Source organism: Phenylobacterium sp. Root700, assembly GCF_001429025.1.
Lineage (GTDB): Bacteria > Pseudomonadota > Alphaproteobacteria > Caulobacterales > Caulobacteraceae > Phenylobacterium.
In genome coordinates this window covers 105,316-118,812 of the sequence record NZ_LMHT01000034.1, presented here as the reverse complement: position 1 = coordinate 118,812, position 13,497 = coordinate 105,316, and the positions used below count along the sequence as shown (strand labels likewise).

The following is a 13,497-nucleotide window of genomic DNA, read 5'->3' as shown; positions in this document are numbered from 1 at the left end:
GCGTTAGCAGCGCTTTTGAGGACATCGGGTCCGCCGGAGCGCTGCGAAATAGGGTCGATGGACCGCGATGTAAAGAGGTTTGTAAAAACATCGCCAAACCCTGGGCCCGTCAGGGGTTGCGTGGGGGCAATTGTGACATGGTTTCGAAGAGGTTTCAGGGGGCTTTGACCCCTTGATTTGCAAGCGGTCGGACCGCCCGCGAAAACCGGTCTTCCTGTCGGCTTGACCGTTGGTCTTTCACACCGCAATTCTAGGGTCATGGTTCTCCAGCGCGCCTTGCCCGCCCGACGCCGACGCCTTCTGGCGTTCGCCGCGGCGTGCGTGGAGATCCGACGAGGCTGATCGCCGGAGCCCTTGGGCTCAAGTCGTCCCGCAAACCGCTCGAACGCCAGCCCGCCCTCATCGGCGGGCTCTTTTGTCTGCGCCCTGATCCAAGGACATCCTCGTGACCGTCACGCCGAAACTCATCTTCCTGCCCGGTGCAGGCGCCGATCCCGATTTCTGGCGGCCGGTGGGCGAGCGTCTGCCTGCGTCCTGGGGCAAGGTCTATCTGGGATGGCCGGGCCTGGGACATCAGCCGAGCCACCCCGACGTGAACGGCCTGGAGGATCTGCTCGGACTGGTCGAGGCGCAGATGGGCGAGGGGCCGGTGGATCTGCTGGCCCAGTCGATGGGCGGGCTGGTCGCCATGCTGACCGCCCTGCGCCACCCGCGGAAGGTCCGGCGGCTGGTGCTGTCGGTCACCAGCGCCGGCCTGGACATGAAGCAGCTGGGCGCCGCCGACTGGCAGGCGACCTATCACCGCAACCATCCGAACGCCGCGCGGTGGCTCAGCGACGTGCATGTCGATCTTTCCGCGCAGCTGCCGGGGATCGCCCTGCCGGTGCTGCTGCTCTGGGGCGACGCCGATCCGATCAGCCCCGTCACGGTCGGCGAGCGTTTGGCCGACCTGCTGCCGAACGCGCGGCTGCATGTGCTCCCAGGCGGTGACCACGATCTCGTGCATCAACGCGCCGATGAGGTCGCGCCGCTGATCGCCGCCCACCTGGGCCGGGCCGATGACTGACATCCATCTGCGGGCGGCGACCTTGGCCGACGCGCCCGCCATCGCCCGGCTGCATGTGGCCTCGTGGCGGCGGGCCTATCGCGACCTGGCGCCGCCGGACGTGTTCGACGCGATGGACGAACCGCTTCGTCTGGCGCGATGGAGCGCGATGCTCGCCGAGCCCCAGGCGGAGCAGGCGGTGGTGCTGGCGCAGGTGGGTGGCCAACTGGCCGGTCTGGGCATGGCCGCCTCGCCCTCGCAGGCGGCGTTTGGGGCGCGGGGCGAGGTCCGCTCGCTCTATCTGGACCCGCAGTTTAAGCGGATGGGGCTGGGCCGGCGGCTGATGGGCGCCCTGGCCGAACAGATCGGGGCCTGGGGTTATGACGGCGCGGCGCTAGGCGTCGTGGTGGGCAACGATCCGGCGCTCGCCTTCTATGACGCGCTCGGGGGGCGAGCCGCCGGGCGCTACACCGACCCTGGACCCATGTGGCGTTCGCAGAACGTGATCCTTATCTGGGATCGGCTTTCGGACCTGATCGAACCCCGGTCTTCCTGACTTTCTGAGCACATTCGACGGCTTGTCGGCGCGGGCGTCGTCATCCGACGCTAGACCGCACGCAGCGCGACATGTCATGAAGCCGTGGCAGGGGTGGTCGATTACAGGTTGTTTCGCCCCGTGCGCGCACTGATCCGAGGAAGCCTCGCCATCTATGTCTGACGCCGCCGTTCTGTCCGTGCGGAACGCCTCGAAGAGCTTCGGTTCTCGGCGCGCCCTCGATTCCGTTTCCTTGAATGTGAGCAAGGGCGAGATGATCGCCCTGATCGGGCCGTCCGGCTCGGGCAAATCGACGCTGCTGCGATCGATCAGCGGCCTGCAGACCATTGACAACGGCCCGGGCCGTATCGACGCGTTTGGCGGGGTCGTGCAGTCCGACGGCAAGATCAACAGCAAGGTGCGCGACGCGCGCATCCGCATCGGCTTCATCTTCCAGCAGTTCAATCTGGTCGGCCGCCTCAGCCTGTTCTCGAACGTGGCGCTGGGGTCGCTCGGCCGCATCAACAAGACGCGCGGGCTGTTTGGCCTGTGGCCGGCTGAGACCAAGGCCGCGGTCATGGCGGCCCTGGCCCGGGTGGGCGTGGCCGACTACGCCGCTCAGCGCGCCAATACCCTGTCCGGCGGCCAGCAGCAGCGCGGCGCGATCGCCCGCGCCCTGGTGCAGCGGGCCAAGATCATCCTGGCCGACGAACCGGTCGCCTCGCTCGATCCGGTCTCGGCGCGCCGGGTGATGGACATCCTGCGCGACCTGAACAAGGACGACGGCCTGACGGTCGTGGTCACCCTGCATCAGGTCGACTACGCTCTTCGCTACTGCGACCGGGTGGTGGCCTTGAAGGCCGGCAAGGTCGTCTACGACGGACCCGCGAGCGGGCTCGAACGCAAGCAGCTCATCGACATCTACGGCCCGGAATTCGAAGACGTGTTCTGGGAAGGAGCCCCGAAATGATCCGTCGACACCTGCTGAGCGCGCTGGGCCTCGCCCTGGCCATGACGCTGTCGGCCTGCGGCGGGGAGCCCGAACAGAAGGCCGCCGGGGCGCCGAAGGAGATCACCTTCTCGATCCTGTCGGCCGAGAGCCAGCAATCGATGGCGCCGCTCTGGCAGCCGCTGCTGGACGACATGTCGGAATATACCGGCGTGAAGGTGAAGCCCTATTTCGCCTCCAACTACACCTCGCTGATCGAGGCGATGCGCTTCAACCAGGTGCAGGTGGGCTGGTTCTCGGCCCTGCCGGCGCTGGAGGCGACGCGCCGCGCCCAGGGCCAGGTGCTGGGCCGCGTGGTCGATTCCGGGGGCATCGCCTCCTATGAGTCGGTGCTGATCGTCCGCAAGGGCAGCGGCATCACGCTCGATGACGTGATGAAGTGCGACAAGCGCTACTCCTTCGGCCTGGGCGACGCCAAGTCGACCTCGGGCACGCTGGCGCCGATGGCCTATCTGTTCACGCCCAAGGACATCGAACCGGCCAAGTGCTTCAAGGCCGTCCGCTCGGCCAGCCACCAGGCCAACGTCTTCTCCGTGGCCAACGGCGTGCTGGACGTCGCCACCAACAACACCGTCGGCCTGGTCTTCGCCGCTCGCGAGAACCCGTCGGTCGCCGGCAAGATCGAAGTGATCTGGCGCTCGCCACCGCTGCCGGAATCCTCGATCGTCGCGCGCAAGGATCTCGATCCCGCGGTCCGCGAAAAGATCCGCCAGTTCTTCCTGACCTACGGCGTCGGCGACACCCCGCGCGCCGCCAAGCAGCGTGAAGTGCTCAAGGGCCTGGCCTATGGCGGCTTCAGGGCCGCCGACGACAGCTATCTCGACCCGATCCGCGAGATGGAGGCCGCCGAGGTCCTGGCCGACGCCAAGCGCGCCGGCGACGCCACCAAGATCGCGGCCGCGCAGAAGGCCTTTGACGACATCCGCGCGCAGGCCGCTCAGCGCCGCGCCATGAACCCGGACGCCTGATGCTCTCCAAGGAAGCCTCGCTGGCGGCGGTTCCGCCCGCCCCGACCCGGACGCTGACCCAGCGCCTGCCCGACCTGCTGGTCTGGGGCGCGGTGATTGCGCTGCTGATGCTCAGTTTCGGGCCGGTTGAGATCAAGCGCCTGCCGCTGCTGTTCGCCAATTCGGAGAACATGCGCGCCTTCGGCAAGGAGTTCCTCAATCCGGACTTCGGGCACTGGAAACTCTATGTCGCCCAGATGTGGCTCACCGTGCAGATCGCGCTGTGGGGCACGGGGCTGGCGGTGATCCTGGCCGTTCCGTTCGGCCTGGCCTGCGCCCGCAACATCTCGCCGCCCTGGATCCAGCAGCCGATGCGGATGCTGATGAACCTGCTGCGCTCGGTGCCCGACCTGGTCATCGGCACGCTGTTCATCGTCGCCGTCGGCCTTGGTCCGTTCGCCGGCGTCATGGCGCTGGCGCTGAACACCGGCGGCGTGCTGGCCAAGCTGTTCTCCGAGGCCGTCGAGGCCATCGACAAGGGTCCGGTCGAGGGCGTTCGCGCCACCGGCGCCACGCCGCTGCAGGAAGTGGTCTGGGGGGTGATCCCGCAGGTCGCGCCGCTGTGGACCTCGTATGCGCTCTACCGCTTCGAATCTAACGCCCGCTCGGCCACGGTGCTTGGCCTGATCGGCGCGGGCGGCATCGGCCAGCTGCTGTTCGACGCTCTGAACGGTTTCAACTACGCCCAGGTCTCGGCCATCGCGGTGGTGATCGTCGTCGCCGTCTCGCTGATCGACTTCCTGTCGCAGGCGATGCGCGCCCGGCTGCTGTAGAGCGCGCAGGGCGACCGCCTTCGCTAGAATTCGTCATCCCCGGGCTCTTGTCCCGGGGATCCATACGCGCGGCCCGTCCAGGCAAGTCTCCGACCGCGGAGTCCATGGATGGCCGGCTCAAGCGGCCGGCCATGACGAGCGTCGGAAGGGCGGGCGCCCAGGCCCAGGATGAAGGCTAATTCATCCGTATACAGACCATCAGTCACAAATCTGAATCCGAGGCGTCACGAAACGGACGGCGCACTGTCGTGAAAGATTGGCTGAAGCGTCACGGGACCTCGTTAAGCCGCCCCTAGCCTGAGAGGGCCAAGGGGATAGCTCTACAAGGATCCAAATAATGAAGATCAGAACCTCGCTCTGCGCCGGGGCGGCGTTGAGCGTTTTCGTGCTCGCCGCGGGCGCCGCGCAAGCTCAAGACACCACCGCCGCCTGGAAGGGCGCGCCGCAGTGGACCAATGACGACGTCCAATTCAAGGTTCGCGGCCGGGTGCTGCTGGACGCGGTGTTCGAAGACGTCGACCGCGAAACCGGCGCCGACCAGAACTTCCGCGCCTTCCGCGGCCGCCAAGTGTTCATCGGCGTCGAAGGCAAGCTGAACAACTACCTCGCCTACAAGGTCGAAGGCGGCTGGGTGAACGGCGGCACGCCGTCGTGGGATGACGTGGTCATCGAGGTGAAGCCGAACGACAGCACGTCGATCATGTTCGGTAACATCAAGGCCGCCGGCCTGGAGAACCTAACCTCGACCCGCTTCACCACCTTCATGGACCGCGGGCCGTACGGCGACTTCGGCGTCGACAGCTACCTGGTCAGCGCCGTGGCCAAGATGAACGGCATGAACTGGACCGTGACCGGGGCCGTGCAGGGCGACTCGCTCAACAGCGCCGACGTCACCACCGGCGAAGAGCGTCTCGGCTTCACCGGCCGCGCCTCCTATGCGCCGATCCTGACCGACAGCACCAAGGTCCACCTGGCGGCCTCGGCCCGCTGGCGCGACCATGGCGATGAAACCGCCTTCAACTACCAGAGCCGCCCGAACACCAACTTCGGCTCGCGCTACATCAACTCCGGCGCCATCGCCGACAAGGACACCACCTTCGCTGTCGAAGGCGCGGTGGTGCACAACCAGTTCTCGGTGCAGGCCGAGTACGCCAACATCAAGGTCGACCGTCTGAACGCCGGCGCCTCGGCGGGCGGCGATCCGGACCTCAATGTCGGCTACGTCTTCGCCAGCTTCTGGCCCACCGGCGAGATGCGCAACTACGACGCCACCAAGGGTGAGTTCGGTCGTCCGAAGATCCTCAACCCGATCACCGCCGGCGGCTTCGGCGGTGTGGAATTGGCGGTTCGTTACGACTGGGCCGACCTGAGCGACGCCTACTCGACGGCCAGCACCGCGGCCGCGCGCACACTCTCGCAGGACGCCGGCGAGTACAAGGCCTGGACGGTGGGCGTGAACTACTACCCGACCGCCTATGTCCGGTTCCAAGCCAACTACACCAAGGGCGAGAACGACAATCCGGTTCTCGGCCGCGACGTCGACGTCGACGTCTTCCAGATGCGCGCCCAGCTCGACTTCTAGGAACAAAGCCGGCCCCGCCATCTGCGCGGGGCCGACAGGAGACATCACATGAAAAAGCTTCTGCTCTGCGCCGCGGCTGCGGCCACCACCCTGGCGGCCGCCGCGCCGGCCTACGCCGCCCGCGACTACGTCTGGGCCGCCGGTTCGTCGACCGTCTTCCCGTTCGCCACCCGCGTGGCTGAAAACTACGCCAAGAAGACCGGCAAGAAGGCTCCGAAGATCGAGAGCCTGGGCACCGGCGGCGGCATCAAGCTGTTCTGCGGCGGCGTCGGCGACGCCTTCCCGGACATCGCCAACGCCTCGCGCCCGATGAAGAAGTCGGAGTTCGACGCCTGCGCCGCCAAGGGCGTGAAGGACATCGTCGCGATCAAGATCGGCTTCGACGGCATCGTCGTCGCCACCGACAAGGACGGCGCCGACTACAACTTCAAGACCGAGCACCTCTATCTCGGCCTGGCCGCCAACGTGCTGCGCCAGGGCAAGTTCGTGGCCAACCCCTACACGACCTGGGACGAGATCGGCTCGGGCCTGCCGGGCAACCGCATCAACGTCTACGGCCCGCCGCCCACCTCGGGCACGCGCGACGCCTTCGTGGAACTGGCCATCGAGGCCGGCGCCCGGAAGTACCCGACCGCCGACGAACTGCGCTCCAACAACGAAGCCAAGTTCAAGCAGATCGTCGATCCGCTGCGTAAGGACGGCTGGGTCGACGCCGGCGAAAACGACAACGCCATCGTCGGCACCCTGACCAAGACCCCGGGCTCGCTCGGCGTCTTCGGCTGGTCCTACCTCGAAGAGAACATGGACAAGATCAAGGGCGCCTCGGTCAACGGCGTGAAGCCCTCGGCCGGCTCGATCGCCGACGGCTCCTACCCGCTGGCCCGCAGCCTCTACATCTATGTGAAGAAGGCCAATATCGGGGTGACCCAGGGCCTGCAGGATTACCTGAACGAGTTCGTCTCCGACGCGGCGACGGGTCGGGGCGGCTACCTGCAAGGTCGCGGCCTGATCCCGCTGCCGGCCGGCCAGCACGCCGGTCAGCAAGGCGCGGCGCAGAAGCTGGCGCCGATGGCGCGTCCGGCGGCCTAAAACCTACACGGACTGGAGAGCGTTGCGCCGCGGGCCGAAAGGTCCGCGGCGTTTTCGTGTCAGCTCACCGCGTTGGCGCGCAGGGCCTCCATCGGATTGGCCCGCCCCTGGGCCTTTCGCTCGCTGTAGCGGTCGACCAGGTAGTCGGCCCGGTCGCGGGTCAGCAGGGTGAACTTCACCAGTTCCTCCATCACATCGACCACGCGGTCGTAATAGGCCGAGGGCTTCATCCGGTCGTCTTCGCCGAACTCCTTCCAGGCCATGGCCACCGACGACTGGTTGGGGATGGTGATCATCCGCATCCAGCGGCCCAGCAGGCGCAGCGTGTTCACCGCGTTGAACGACTGCGATCCGCCGCTCACCTGCATCACCGCCAGGGTCCGGCCCTGGGTCGGCCGCACGCTGCCGATCTCCAGAGGGATCCAGTCGATCTGGCTCTTCATGACGCCGGTGATCGCCCCGTGCCGTTCGGGGCTGCACCAGACCTGGCCCTCCGACCACAGCGACAGCTCGCGCAGTTCCTGGACCTTCGGATGGTCCGCGCTCGCGCTGTCGGGCAGGGGCAGGTCGCGCGGATCGAAGATGCGGGTCTCGGCGCCCAGCTCACGCAGGATGCGCGCGGCCTCCTCGGTCAGCAGGCGCGAGAACGAGCGTTCCCGCAGCGAGCCGTAGAGCAGCAGGATGCGCGGCGGATGGGCGGCGCGCTCGCCTGGCTCCAGGCTTCCGGGCGCGGGCTGTCGAAGGAACTGGGGCTGTAGGGCGGGCAGGTCGGTCACGGCGTTCTCACGGGATGGGTGTCTTTCAAACGTCTCATATTTCGAATATACTGGAAATATGGAAGTAAAATCCGCCGTCACAAGTCTCGCCGCCCTGGCTCACGAAGGCCGCCTGGCCGCGTTCCGGTTGCTGGTCCAGGCCGGCGGCGAGGGATTGGCCGCCGGCGAACTCGCCCGTCGGCTGGAGATGCTGCCCAATACGCTGTCGGCGAACCTGAACATCCTGGCCAACGCCGGGCTGGTGGTCTCGCAGCGCGACGGCCGCTCCATCGTCTACCGCGCCCAATACGACGCCATGCGCGATCTGCTGGGCTTCCTGGTCGAGGACTGCTGCGGCGGCTCCCCGGAGATCTGCGCGCCGCTTTTCAAGACCGTCAACGACTGCTGCTAGGGAGCGCCTTCGTGCCCAAGACCTACAACCTGCTGTTTCTCTGCACCGGCAATTCCGCCCGCTCGATCATCGCCGAAGCCGTGCTGAACAAGGAGGGCGGCGGCCGGTTCAGGGCCTATTCCGCAGGCTCCATGCCCAAGGGCCAGGTTAATCCGCACGCGCTCTCGCTGGTCGAGGCGCTCGGCTTCAGCGCCGCCGATTTTCGCTCCAAGTCGTGGGACGAGTTCGCCCGCCCCGGCGCGCCGCCCTTGGATTTCGTGATCACCGTCTGCGACAACGCCGCCGGCGAGGTCTGCCCGATCTGGCCCGGCCAGCCAATGAGCGCGCACTGGGGAATCCCCGATCCGGCCGCCGCCGAAGGCTCGGAGGCGGAGATCGCCGCGGCCTTCGCCGAAGCCGCCCGACAGCTGGGAACCCGCATCCGCCTGTTCCTGAGCCTGCCGCTGGCGACCATCGACCAACTGTCGCTGCAGACCCGGCTGCGGGAAATCCACGAGACGGCCGACGCGCCGGAACGCGCCTCGTGAGCGACGCCGCCCACGAGCCGCCGCCCATGTCGCGGTTCGAGCGCTACCTGACGCTCTGGGTGGCGCTCTGCATCGTGGTCGGGGTCGGCCTTGGTCAGCTGTTTCCCGCCGCCTTCCAGGTCATCGGGGCGGCGGAGGTCGCCCAGGTCAACCTGCCGATGGCGGTGCTGATCTGGCTGATGATCATCCCCATGCTGCTCAAGGTTGACTTCAGCGCCCTGCGCGCGGTCGGCCGTCACTGGCGCGGCATCGGCGTCACCCTGTTCATCAACTGGGCGGTGAAGCCGTTCTCGATGGCCGCGCTGGGCGCGGTCTTCATCGGCTATCTGTTCCGGCCCTACCTGCCGGCCGGCGAGATCGACGGCTACATCGCCGGCTTGATCATCCTGGCCGCCGCGCCCTGCACGGCCATGGTCTTCGTCTGGAGCAACCTGACGCGCGGCGAGCCGAACTTCACCCTCAGCCAGGTGGCGCTCAACGACGCGATCATGGTGGTGGCCTTCGCCCCGATCGTCGGCCTGCTGCTGGGGCTCTCGGCGATCACCGTGCCCTGGGAGACGCTGCTGCTCTCGGTTGGGCTCTACATCCTGGTCCCTGTGATCGTGGCCCAGGGCTTGCGCGCCCTGATCATCCGGCGCGGCGGCGAGGCGGGGTTGCAGCGGGTGCTGGACGCGGTCTCGCCGCTGGCCCTGGCGGCGCTGCTGGCCACCCTGGTCTTGCTGTTCGGTTTCCAGGGCGAGCAGATCGTCGGCCAGCCGGCGATCATCGCCATGCTGGCGGTCCCGATCCTGATCCAGGTCTATTTCAACTCGGGCCTGGCCTATCTGTTGAACCGCATGACCGGCGAAGCCCACTGTGTGGCCGGACCCTCGGCGCTGATCGGGGCCAGCAATTTCTTCGAGCTGGCCGTGGCCGCCGCCATCAGCCTGTTCGGCCTCAAGTCCGGCGCGGCCCTGGCCACCGTGGTCGGGGTGCTGATCGAGGTGCCGGTGATGCTGTCGGTGGTGGCGATCGTGAACCGCAGCAAGGCCTGGTACGAGCAAGGTCCGGCGGTGCGAAGGGCGCGCGGCTAGGCCGGGTCGAACGACCGGACCTGCGTCTCGACCTTTGAGCGGGCTTCCAGCGTGCGGTGCACCGGGCACTTGCCGGCGATCTCGACAAGCTTGGCGCGCATCTCCTGCGGCATGTCCGCGTCCACCGAGATCACCCGGTTGAAGCAGTCGATTTTGCCGTCCTCGCCGCCCGCGGCGCCGTCCTGCACGTGCAGCTTCTTGTGCGAGACCTCGACCTGGATGCGGCCCAGGTCCAGCTGCTTGCGCTCGGCGTAGAGCCGCAGGGTCATCGAGGTGCAGGCCCCCAGCGCGATCGACAGGAAGTCGTAGGGCGAGGGGCCGGTGTCCGAGCCGCCGACGCTTTCGGGTTCGTCGGCGAACAGCCGGTGGCGGCCGGCCTGGACCATGTTCTGGAACCGGCCGACCCCGGTCTCCATCACCCGCACATGCTCGACCGGCTCTTCGCCCTGCGGCGCGTCGGCCGTCAGGTAGCGCGGCAGCCATCCGGCGATGACCTGGGCGGCGAAGGCGGCATCCTTGGGATCGCTCAGGAAGTGGTCGGCGTGGTCGAGCGAGACGAAGCTCTTCGGATGCTTGGCGGCCAGGAAGATCCGGGTGGCGTTGTCGACGCCCACTAGCTGGTCGAGCGGCGAATGCAGGATCAGCAGCGGCTTCTTCATGCTCGCCACCGCCTCGCGCAGCGAACGGCGGCGGACATCCTCGACGAACTGGCGCCGGATCGTGAAGGTCTTGAGCCCGAGCACGACCTGGGCCTGTCCCTTCTCCTCGATCTCCTGCAGGCTGGAGCCGAGGTTGTGCAGGACGTGGCTGGGGTCGAACGGCGCGCCGATGGTCACCACCGCGCGGACCTCGGCGATGTCCTTGGCGACGGCCAGCACCGCCGCGCCGCCCAGCGAATGGCCGATCAGCACGCTGGGCGCCTGATAGTGGCCCCGCAGATAGTCGGCGGCGGCGATCAGGTCGGCGACATTGGAGGTGAAGTTCGTCGAGGCGAACTCCCCCTCGCTCGATCCCAGGCCGGTGAAGTCGAAGCGCAGGACGGCGACCCCCTCGCGCGCCAGGTCGGCGGCGATGCGCCGCGCCGCCATCAGGTCCTTGGAACAGGTGAAACAGTGGGCGAACAGGGCGAAGGCCCGCACCGGCCCGTTTGGCAGATCTAGCCGCGCGGCCAGGGTCGCGCCGGAGTGGCCGGGAAATTCAACGCGTAGAGCGCCTGCGGACATCATCGTCCTCCGCCGTGTCCAGGCGCCGAAGCGCCGTTGGTCAGGCCGCCTCCGGCCTGCGTCGCCGCACCCGGGCCAGCCGGCGCAGCTTACGCCAGAAGCGGGTCTTCTCCGGCTCCGGATAGGGCTGGAGGTTTTTCACGAAGTCCTCGGCGCAGGCGCGCCAGGAGAAACCCTCGGCGAAGGCGCGCACGACCTTGCGGTCCAGCTTCAGGCACTCCAGGCAGGCCTCGCGCAGGCCCTCGGTGGCGCTGTGGGCCAGGACCCCGGCGCCGGAGCCCGGCAGGATGTCGATAGGGCCGGGGGCGGGATAGGCGGCCACCGGGATCCCCGCGGCCATAGCCTCCAGGATCACCAGGCCGAAGGTGTCGGTGAGCGAGGGGAAGACGAAGACGTCGGCGCAGGAGAAGTGCGCGGCCAGGTCGTCGCCGAACTTAGCGCCGGTGAAGACCACATTCGGATAGCGCTCCTTCAGCTCGTCTCGCTGCGGACCGTCCCCGACCACGACCTTGGTGCCGGGCAGGTCGAGGCCCAGGAACGCCTCGATGTTCTTCTCCACCGCCACCCGGCCGACCGACAGGAAGATCGGCCGGGCCAGGCCCTCGAAGATGTCCGGTTCGTCGTCGCGCTTGGGGTGGAACATCACGGTGTCGACGCCGCGCGACCAGACCGAGATGTTGCCAAAGCCGTGGTGTTCCAGCTCGGTGCGCATGGTCGGCGTGGTGACCATCATTCGGCCCGACGGCTTGTGGAACCACTTCATGTAGGCGTAGCCGGCGGCTAGCGGCAAAGGCAGTCGGGCCGAGACGTATTCCGGGAAGCGCGTGTGATAGCTGGTGGTGAAGGGCAGCTTCCACTCCACGCAGATGCGCCGGGCCGCCAGACCCAGCGGTCCCTCGGTGGCGATGTGGATGGCTTCGGGCTCGAAGGCCTTGAAGCGTTCCTGCACCGGTTCGTGGGCGGCGAGCGCCACTTTGATTTCCGGGTATGTCGGTAGGGGGAAGGTCTTGAACTGATCGGGGCTGATCACCTCGACCGAATGACCCAGTTCCCGCAGCTCGGCGACCACGCGGGTCAGGGTGCGGACCACGCCGTTGACCTGCGGCTCCCAGGCGTCGGTGACCAGCAGGATGCGCATCGGCCGATGGCCGTTCTCGCGCGGGGCGGTGATGGCGTCGCGGATGCGGCTGGCCGGGCGGGCGGGGCTGAGGGCCTGGGCCTGCAGCCAGGCCCAGAAGGCGCCCAGCAAGGCTTCCTTGGTTGGGAAGTGGCGATAGACGGTGCGCTCGCCGACCTCGGCCTCGGCGGCGATCTCGGCGAAGCTGAGATCCTCCAGCGGTCCGGATTCCAGCTTGCGGGCCACCGCATGCATGATCTGGTCCTGGGTCGCCTGCTTCTGGCGGTCCCGCAGGCTCGAGGTGTAGCGTGTCGGTGGGATCATGACAGTGGAGCTGTCAGCAAATCAGTTCGACTGTCAATGAGATCGATCCGGAGGCGCTCAGGCCGCGACCGGCCGGGCCACCACGTCGATCGGCAGCTCCAGCAGCGGTTCGGGCGCGCCGATCGTCCGGTCGATGGCCGACCAGGACCGCAGCTTGGCCCACTCCAGGATCTCCAGCCGGCCGTCGTCGTGCTCGACCAGGGCCGAGCAGCTCTCCACCCAGTCACCATCGTTGATATAGGCGATGCCGTCGATGTCGCGCATCTCAGCCTTGTGGATATGTCCGCAGATCACCCCGTCCACGCCGCGCCGGCGGGCCTCGTCGGCGACCGCGGCCTCGAAGTTCTCGACGAACTGCAGGGCGTTCTTCACCCGGGTCTTCATGAAGGCCGAGAGGCTCCAGTAGCCGAAGCCCATCCGCCGGCGAACGCGATTGAACAAGGTGTTGGCGGCGATCAGCGCCCGGTAGGCGTAGTCGCCGACGAAGGCCAGCCACTTGGCGTGCTGCACCACCCCGTCGAACTCGTCGCCGTGCAGGACCAGGAAGCGGCGGCCGTCGGCGGTCTCGTGGATGGCGTCGCGCGCCACCACCACGCCGCCGAAGTGGACGCCGATGAAGTCGCGGATCCGGTCGTCGTGATTGCCGGGCACATAGACGACCCGCACGCCCTTGCGGGCCATGCGCAGGATCTTCTGCACCACGTCGTTGTGGGCCTGAGGCCAATGCCAGCCCGAGCGCAGCTTCCACCCGTCGACGATGTCGCCGACCAAATACAGCGTATCGCACTCAATATGCCGGATGAAATCCAGCAGCAGCTCCGCCTGACATCCCTTCGTGCCCAGATGCACGTCGGAGATGAACACCGTCCGGTACTTGCGAACGTTCAGATCAGTCATTCCGTGCCCCCTCGGCTGCGGAGAACTGCTCATCGGTTAGGCTGTTTGCATGTCATTCTCATGAAAGCGCATGCAGCCCTTTTGTCGCCCCACCTTTTGACTTAAGGGTTTGGACAGGCCGACCCTCCC

Annotated in this window: 14 protein-coding genes and 1 pseudogene; 10 read left to right on the top strand and 5 right to left on the bottom strand. The window is 67.4% G+C overall.

The features are described 5' to 3' along the window. Window positions 1-445 precede the first annotated feature (445 nt). From ASE02_RS18305 to ASE02_RS18275, 7 genes are all read left to right on the top strand, one after another. Window positions 446-1,066, top strand: coding sequence for an alpha/beta fold hydrolase (locus ASE02_RS18305; RefSeq protein ID WP_056736063.1), 621 nt, complete (start codon window positions 446-448; stop codon window positions 1,064-1,066). After that, window positions 1,059-1,601 carry a GNAT family N-acetyltransferase gene (locus tag ASE02_RS18300; protein WP_056736061.1) on the top strand — a complete coding sequence of 181 codons (543 nt, stop codon included), beginning with the start codon at window positions 1,059-1,061 and terminating at the stop codon, window positions 1,599-1,601. Before ASE02_RS18305 ends, ASE02_RS18300 begins: the two co-directional genes overlap by 8 nt. Before the next feature lie 154 nt (window positions 1,602-1,755). Then, window positions 1,756-2,550: a phosphonate ABC transporter ATP-binding protein gene (gene phnC / locus ASE02_RS18295; protein ID WP_056736059.1), complete on the top strand. Its 795-nt coding sequence runs from the start codon at window positions 1,756-1,758 to the stop codon at window positions 2,548-2,550. After that, window positions 2,547-3,557, top strand: a complete 1,011-nt coding sequence (gene phnD / locus ASE02_RS18290; protein ID WP_056736057.1) for a phosphate/phosphite/phosphonate ABC transporter substrate-binding protein — start codon at window positions 2,547-2,549, stop codon at window positions 3,555-3,557. Before phnC ends, phnD begins: the two co-directional genes overlap by 4 nt. After that, entirely contained in the window at window positions 3,557-4,369 is an 813-nt protein-coding gene (gene phnE / locus ASE02_RS18285) for a phosphonate ABC transporter, permease protein PhnE (protein WP_056736054.1), read from the top strand. Before phnD ends, phnE begins: the two co-directional genes overlap by 1 nt. A gap of 337 nt (window positions 4,370-4,706) precedes the next feature. Continuing rightward, a complete protein-coding gene (locus tag ASE02_RS18280) occupies window positions 4,707-5,951 on the top strand; it encodes an OprO/OprP family phosphate-selective porin (RefSeq protein WP_056736053.1) in 1,245 nt (414 codons plus the stop codon). Between the two features lie 48 nt (window positions 5,952-5,999). Next, window positions 6,000-7,040, top strand: coding sequence for a substrate-binding domain-containing protein (locus ASE02_RS18275; RefSeq protein WP_056736051.1), 1,041 nt, complete (start codon window positions 6,000-6,002; stop codon window positions 7,038-7,040). 59 nt (window positions 7,041-7,099) lie between these two features. Here ASE02_RS18275 and arsH read toward each other — a convergent pair whose 3' ends face one another. Further along, complete coding sequence (arsH, locus tag ASE02_RS18270) at window positions 7,100-7,816, bottom strand: arsenical resistance protein ArsH (protein WP_056736049.1); 717 nt, start codon at window positions 7,814-7,816, stop codon at window positions 7,100-7,102. Between the two features lie 58 nt (window positions 7,817-7,874). Between arsH and ASE02_RS18265 the strand changes: the two genes are divergently transcribed. Genes ASE02_RS18265 through arsB form a run of 3 tightly spaced genes read left to right on the top strand, consistent with a single transcriptional unit; the run spans window position 7,875 to window position 9,807 of the window. After that, window positions 7,875-8,207, top strand: a complete 333-nt coding sequence (locus ASE02_RS18265; RefSeq protein ID WP_056736047.1) for a helix-turn-helix transcriptional regulator — start codon at window positions 7,875-7,877, stop codon at window positions 8,205-8,207. A gap of 11 nt (window positions 8,208-8,218) precedes the next feature. Next, window positions 8,219-8,734, top strand: coding sequence for an arsenate reductase ArsC (locus ASE02_RS18260; RefSeq protein WP_056736045.1), 516 nt, complete (start codon window positions 8,219-8,221; stop codon window positions 8,732-8,734). A 26-nt stretch (window positions 8,735-8,760) separates the two neighbouring features. Then, window positions 8,761-9,807, top strand: coding sequence for an ACR3 family arsenite efflux transporter (gene arsB, locus ASE02_RS18255; RefSeq protein WP_056736579.1), 1,047 nt, complete (start codon window positions 8,761-8,763; stop codon window positions 9,805-9,807). Here arsB and ASE02_RS18250 read toward each other — a convergent pair. From ASE02_RS18250 to ASE02_RS18240, 4 genes and pseudogenes are all read right to left on the bottom strand, one after another. Next, window positions 9,804-11,030, bottom strand: coding sequence for a bifunctional alpha/beta hydrolase/OsmC family protein (locus tag ASE02_RS18250; RefSeq protein WP_056736043.1), 1,227 nt, complete (start codon window positions 11,028-11,030; stop codon window positions 9,804-9,806). The genes arsB and ASE02_RS18250 overlap by 4 nt on opposite strands. Before the next feature lie 40 nt (window positions 11,031-11,070). Further along, on the bottom strand, window positions 11,071-12,168 hold the full coding sequence (locus ASE02_RS18245) for a glycosyltransferase family 1 protein (RefSeq protein WP_056736577.1): 1,098 nt from the start codon (window positions 12,166-12,168) through the stop codon (window positions 11,071-11,073). A 111-nt stretch (window positions 12,169-12,279) separates the two neighbouring features. Further along, a pseudogene (locus tag ASE02_RS23210) lies at window positions 12,280-12,402 on the bottom strand (TetR family transcriptional regulator); the annotation flags it as partial. 126 nt (window positions 12,403-12,528) lie between these two features. Beyond that, the gene (locus ASE02_RS18240) at window positions 12,529-13,368 is read right to left on the bottom strand and encodes a UDP-2,3-diacylglucosamine diphosphatase (protein ID WP_056736041.1); all 840 of its coding nucleotides are present in this window, start codon (window positions 13,366-13,368) and stop codon (window positions 12,529-12,531) included. Between the last annotated feature and the right edge of the window lie 129 nt (window positions 13,369-13,497).

What these genes read in the sequence shown, in the direction of transcription:
- ASE02_RS18275 (WP_056736051.1), top strand. Translation starts at nt 6,000, where the DNA reads ATGAAAAAGCTTCTGCTCTGCGCCGCGGCTGCGGCCACCACCCTGGCG.
- ASE02_RS18280 (WP_056736053.1), top strand. Translation starts at nt 4,707, where the DNA reads ATGAAGATCAGAACCTCGCTCTGCGCCGGGGCGGCGTTGAGCGTTTTC.
- ASE02_RS18245 (WP_056736577.1), bottom strand. Translation starts at nt 12,168, where the DNA reads ATGCGCATCCTGCTGGTCACCGACGCCTGGGAGCCGCAGGTCAACGGC.
- ASE02_RS18250 (WP_056736043.1), bottom strand. Translation starts at nt 11,030, where the DNA reads ATGTCCGCAGGCGCTCTACGCGTTGAATTTCCCGGCCACTCCGGCGCG.
- ASE02_RS18240 (WP_056736041.1), bottom strand. Translation starts at nt 13,368, where the DNA reads ATGACTGATCTGAACGTTCGCAAGTACCGGACGGTGTTCATCTCCGAC.
- ASE02_RS18265 (WP_056736047.1), top strand. Translation starts at nt 7,875, where the DNA reads ATGGAAGTAAAATCCGCCGTCACAAGTCTCGCCGCCCTGGCTCACGAA.
- phnC (WP_056736059.1), top strand. Translation starts at nt 1,756, where the DNA reads ATGTCTGACGCCGCCGTTCTGTCCGTGCGGAACGCCTCGAAGAGCTTC.
- ASE02_RS18300 (WP_056736061.1), top strand. Translation starts at nt 1,059, where the DNA reads ATGACTGACATCCATCTGCGGGCGGCGACCTTGGCCGACGCGCCCGCC.
- phnE (WP_056736054.1), top strand. Translation starts at nt 3,557, where the DNA reads ATGCTCTCCAAGGAAGCCTCGCTGGCGGCGGTTCCGCCCGCCCCGACC.
- phnD (WP_056736057.1), top strand. Translation starts at nt 2,547, where the DNA reads ATGATCCGTCGACACCTGCTGAGCGCGCTGGGCCTCGCCCTGGCCATG.
- arsB (WP_056736579.1), top strand. Translation starts at nt 8,761, where the DNA reads ATGTCGCGGTTCGAGCGCTACCTGACGCTCTGGGTGGCGCTCTGCATC.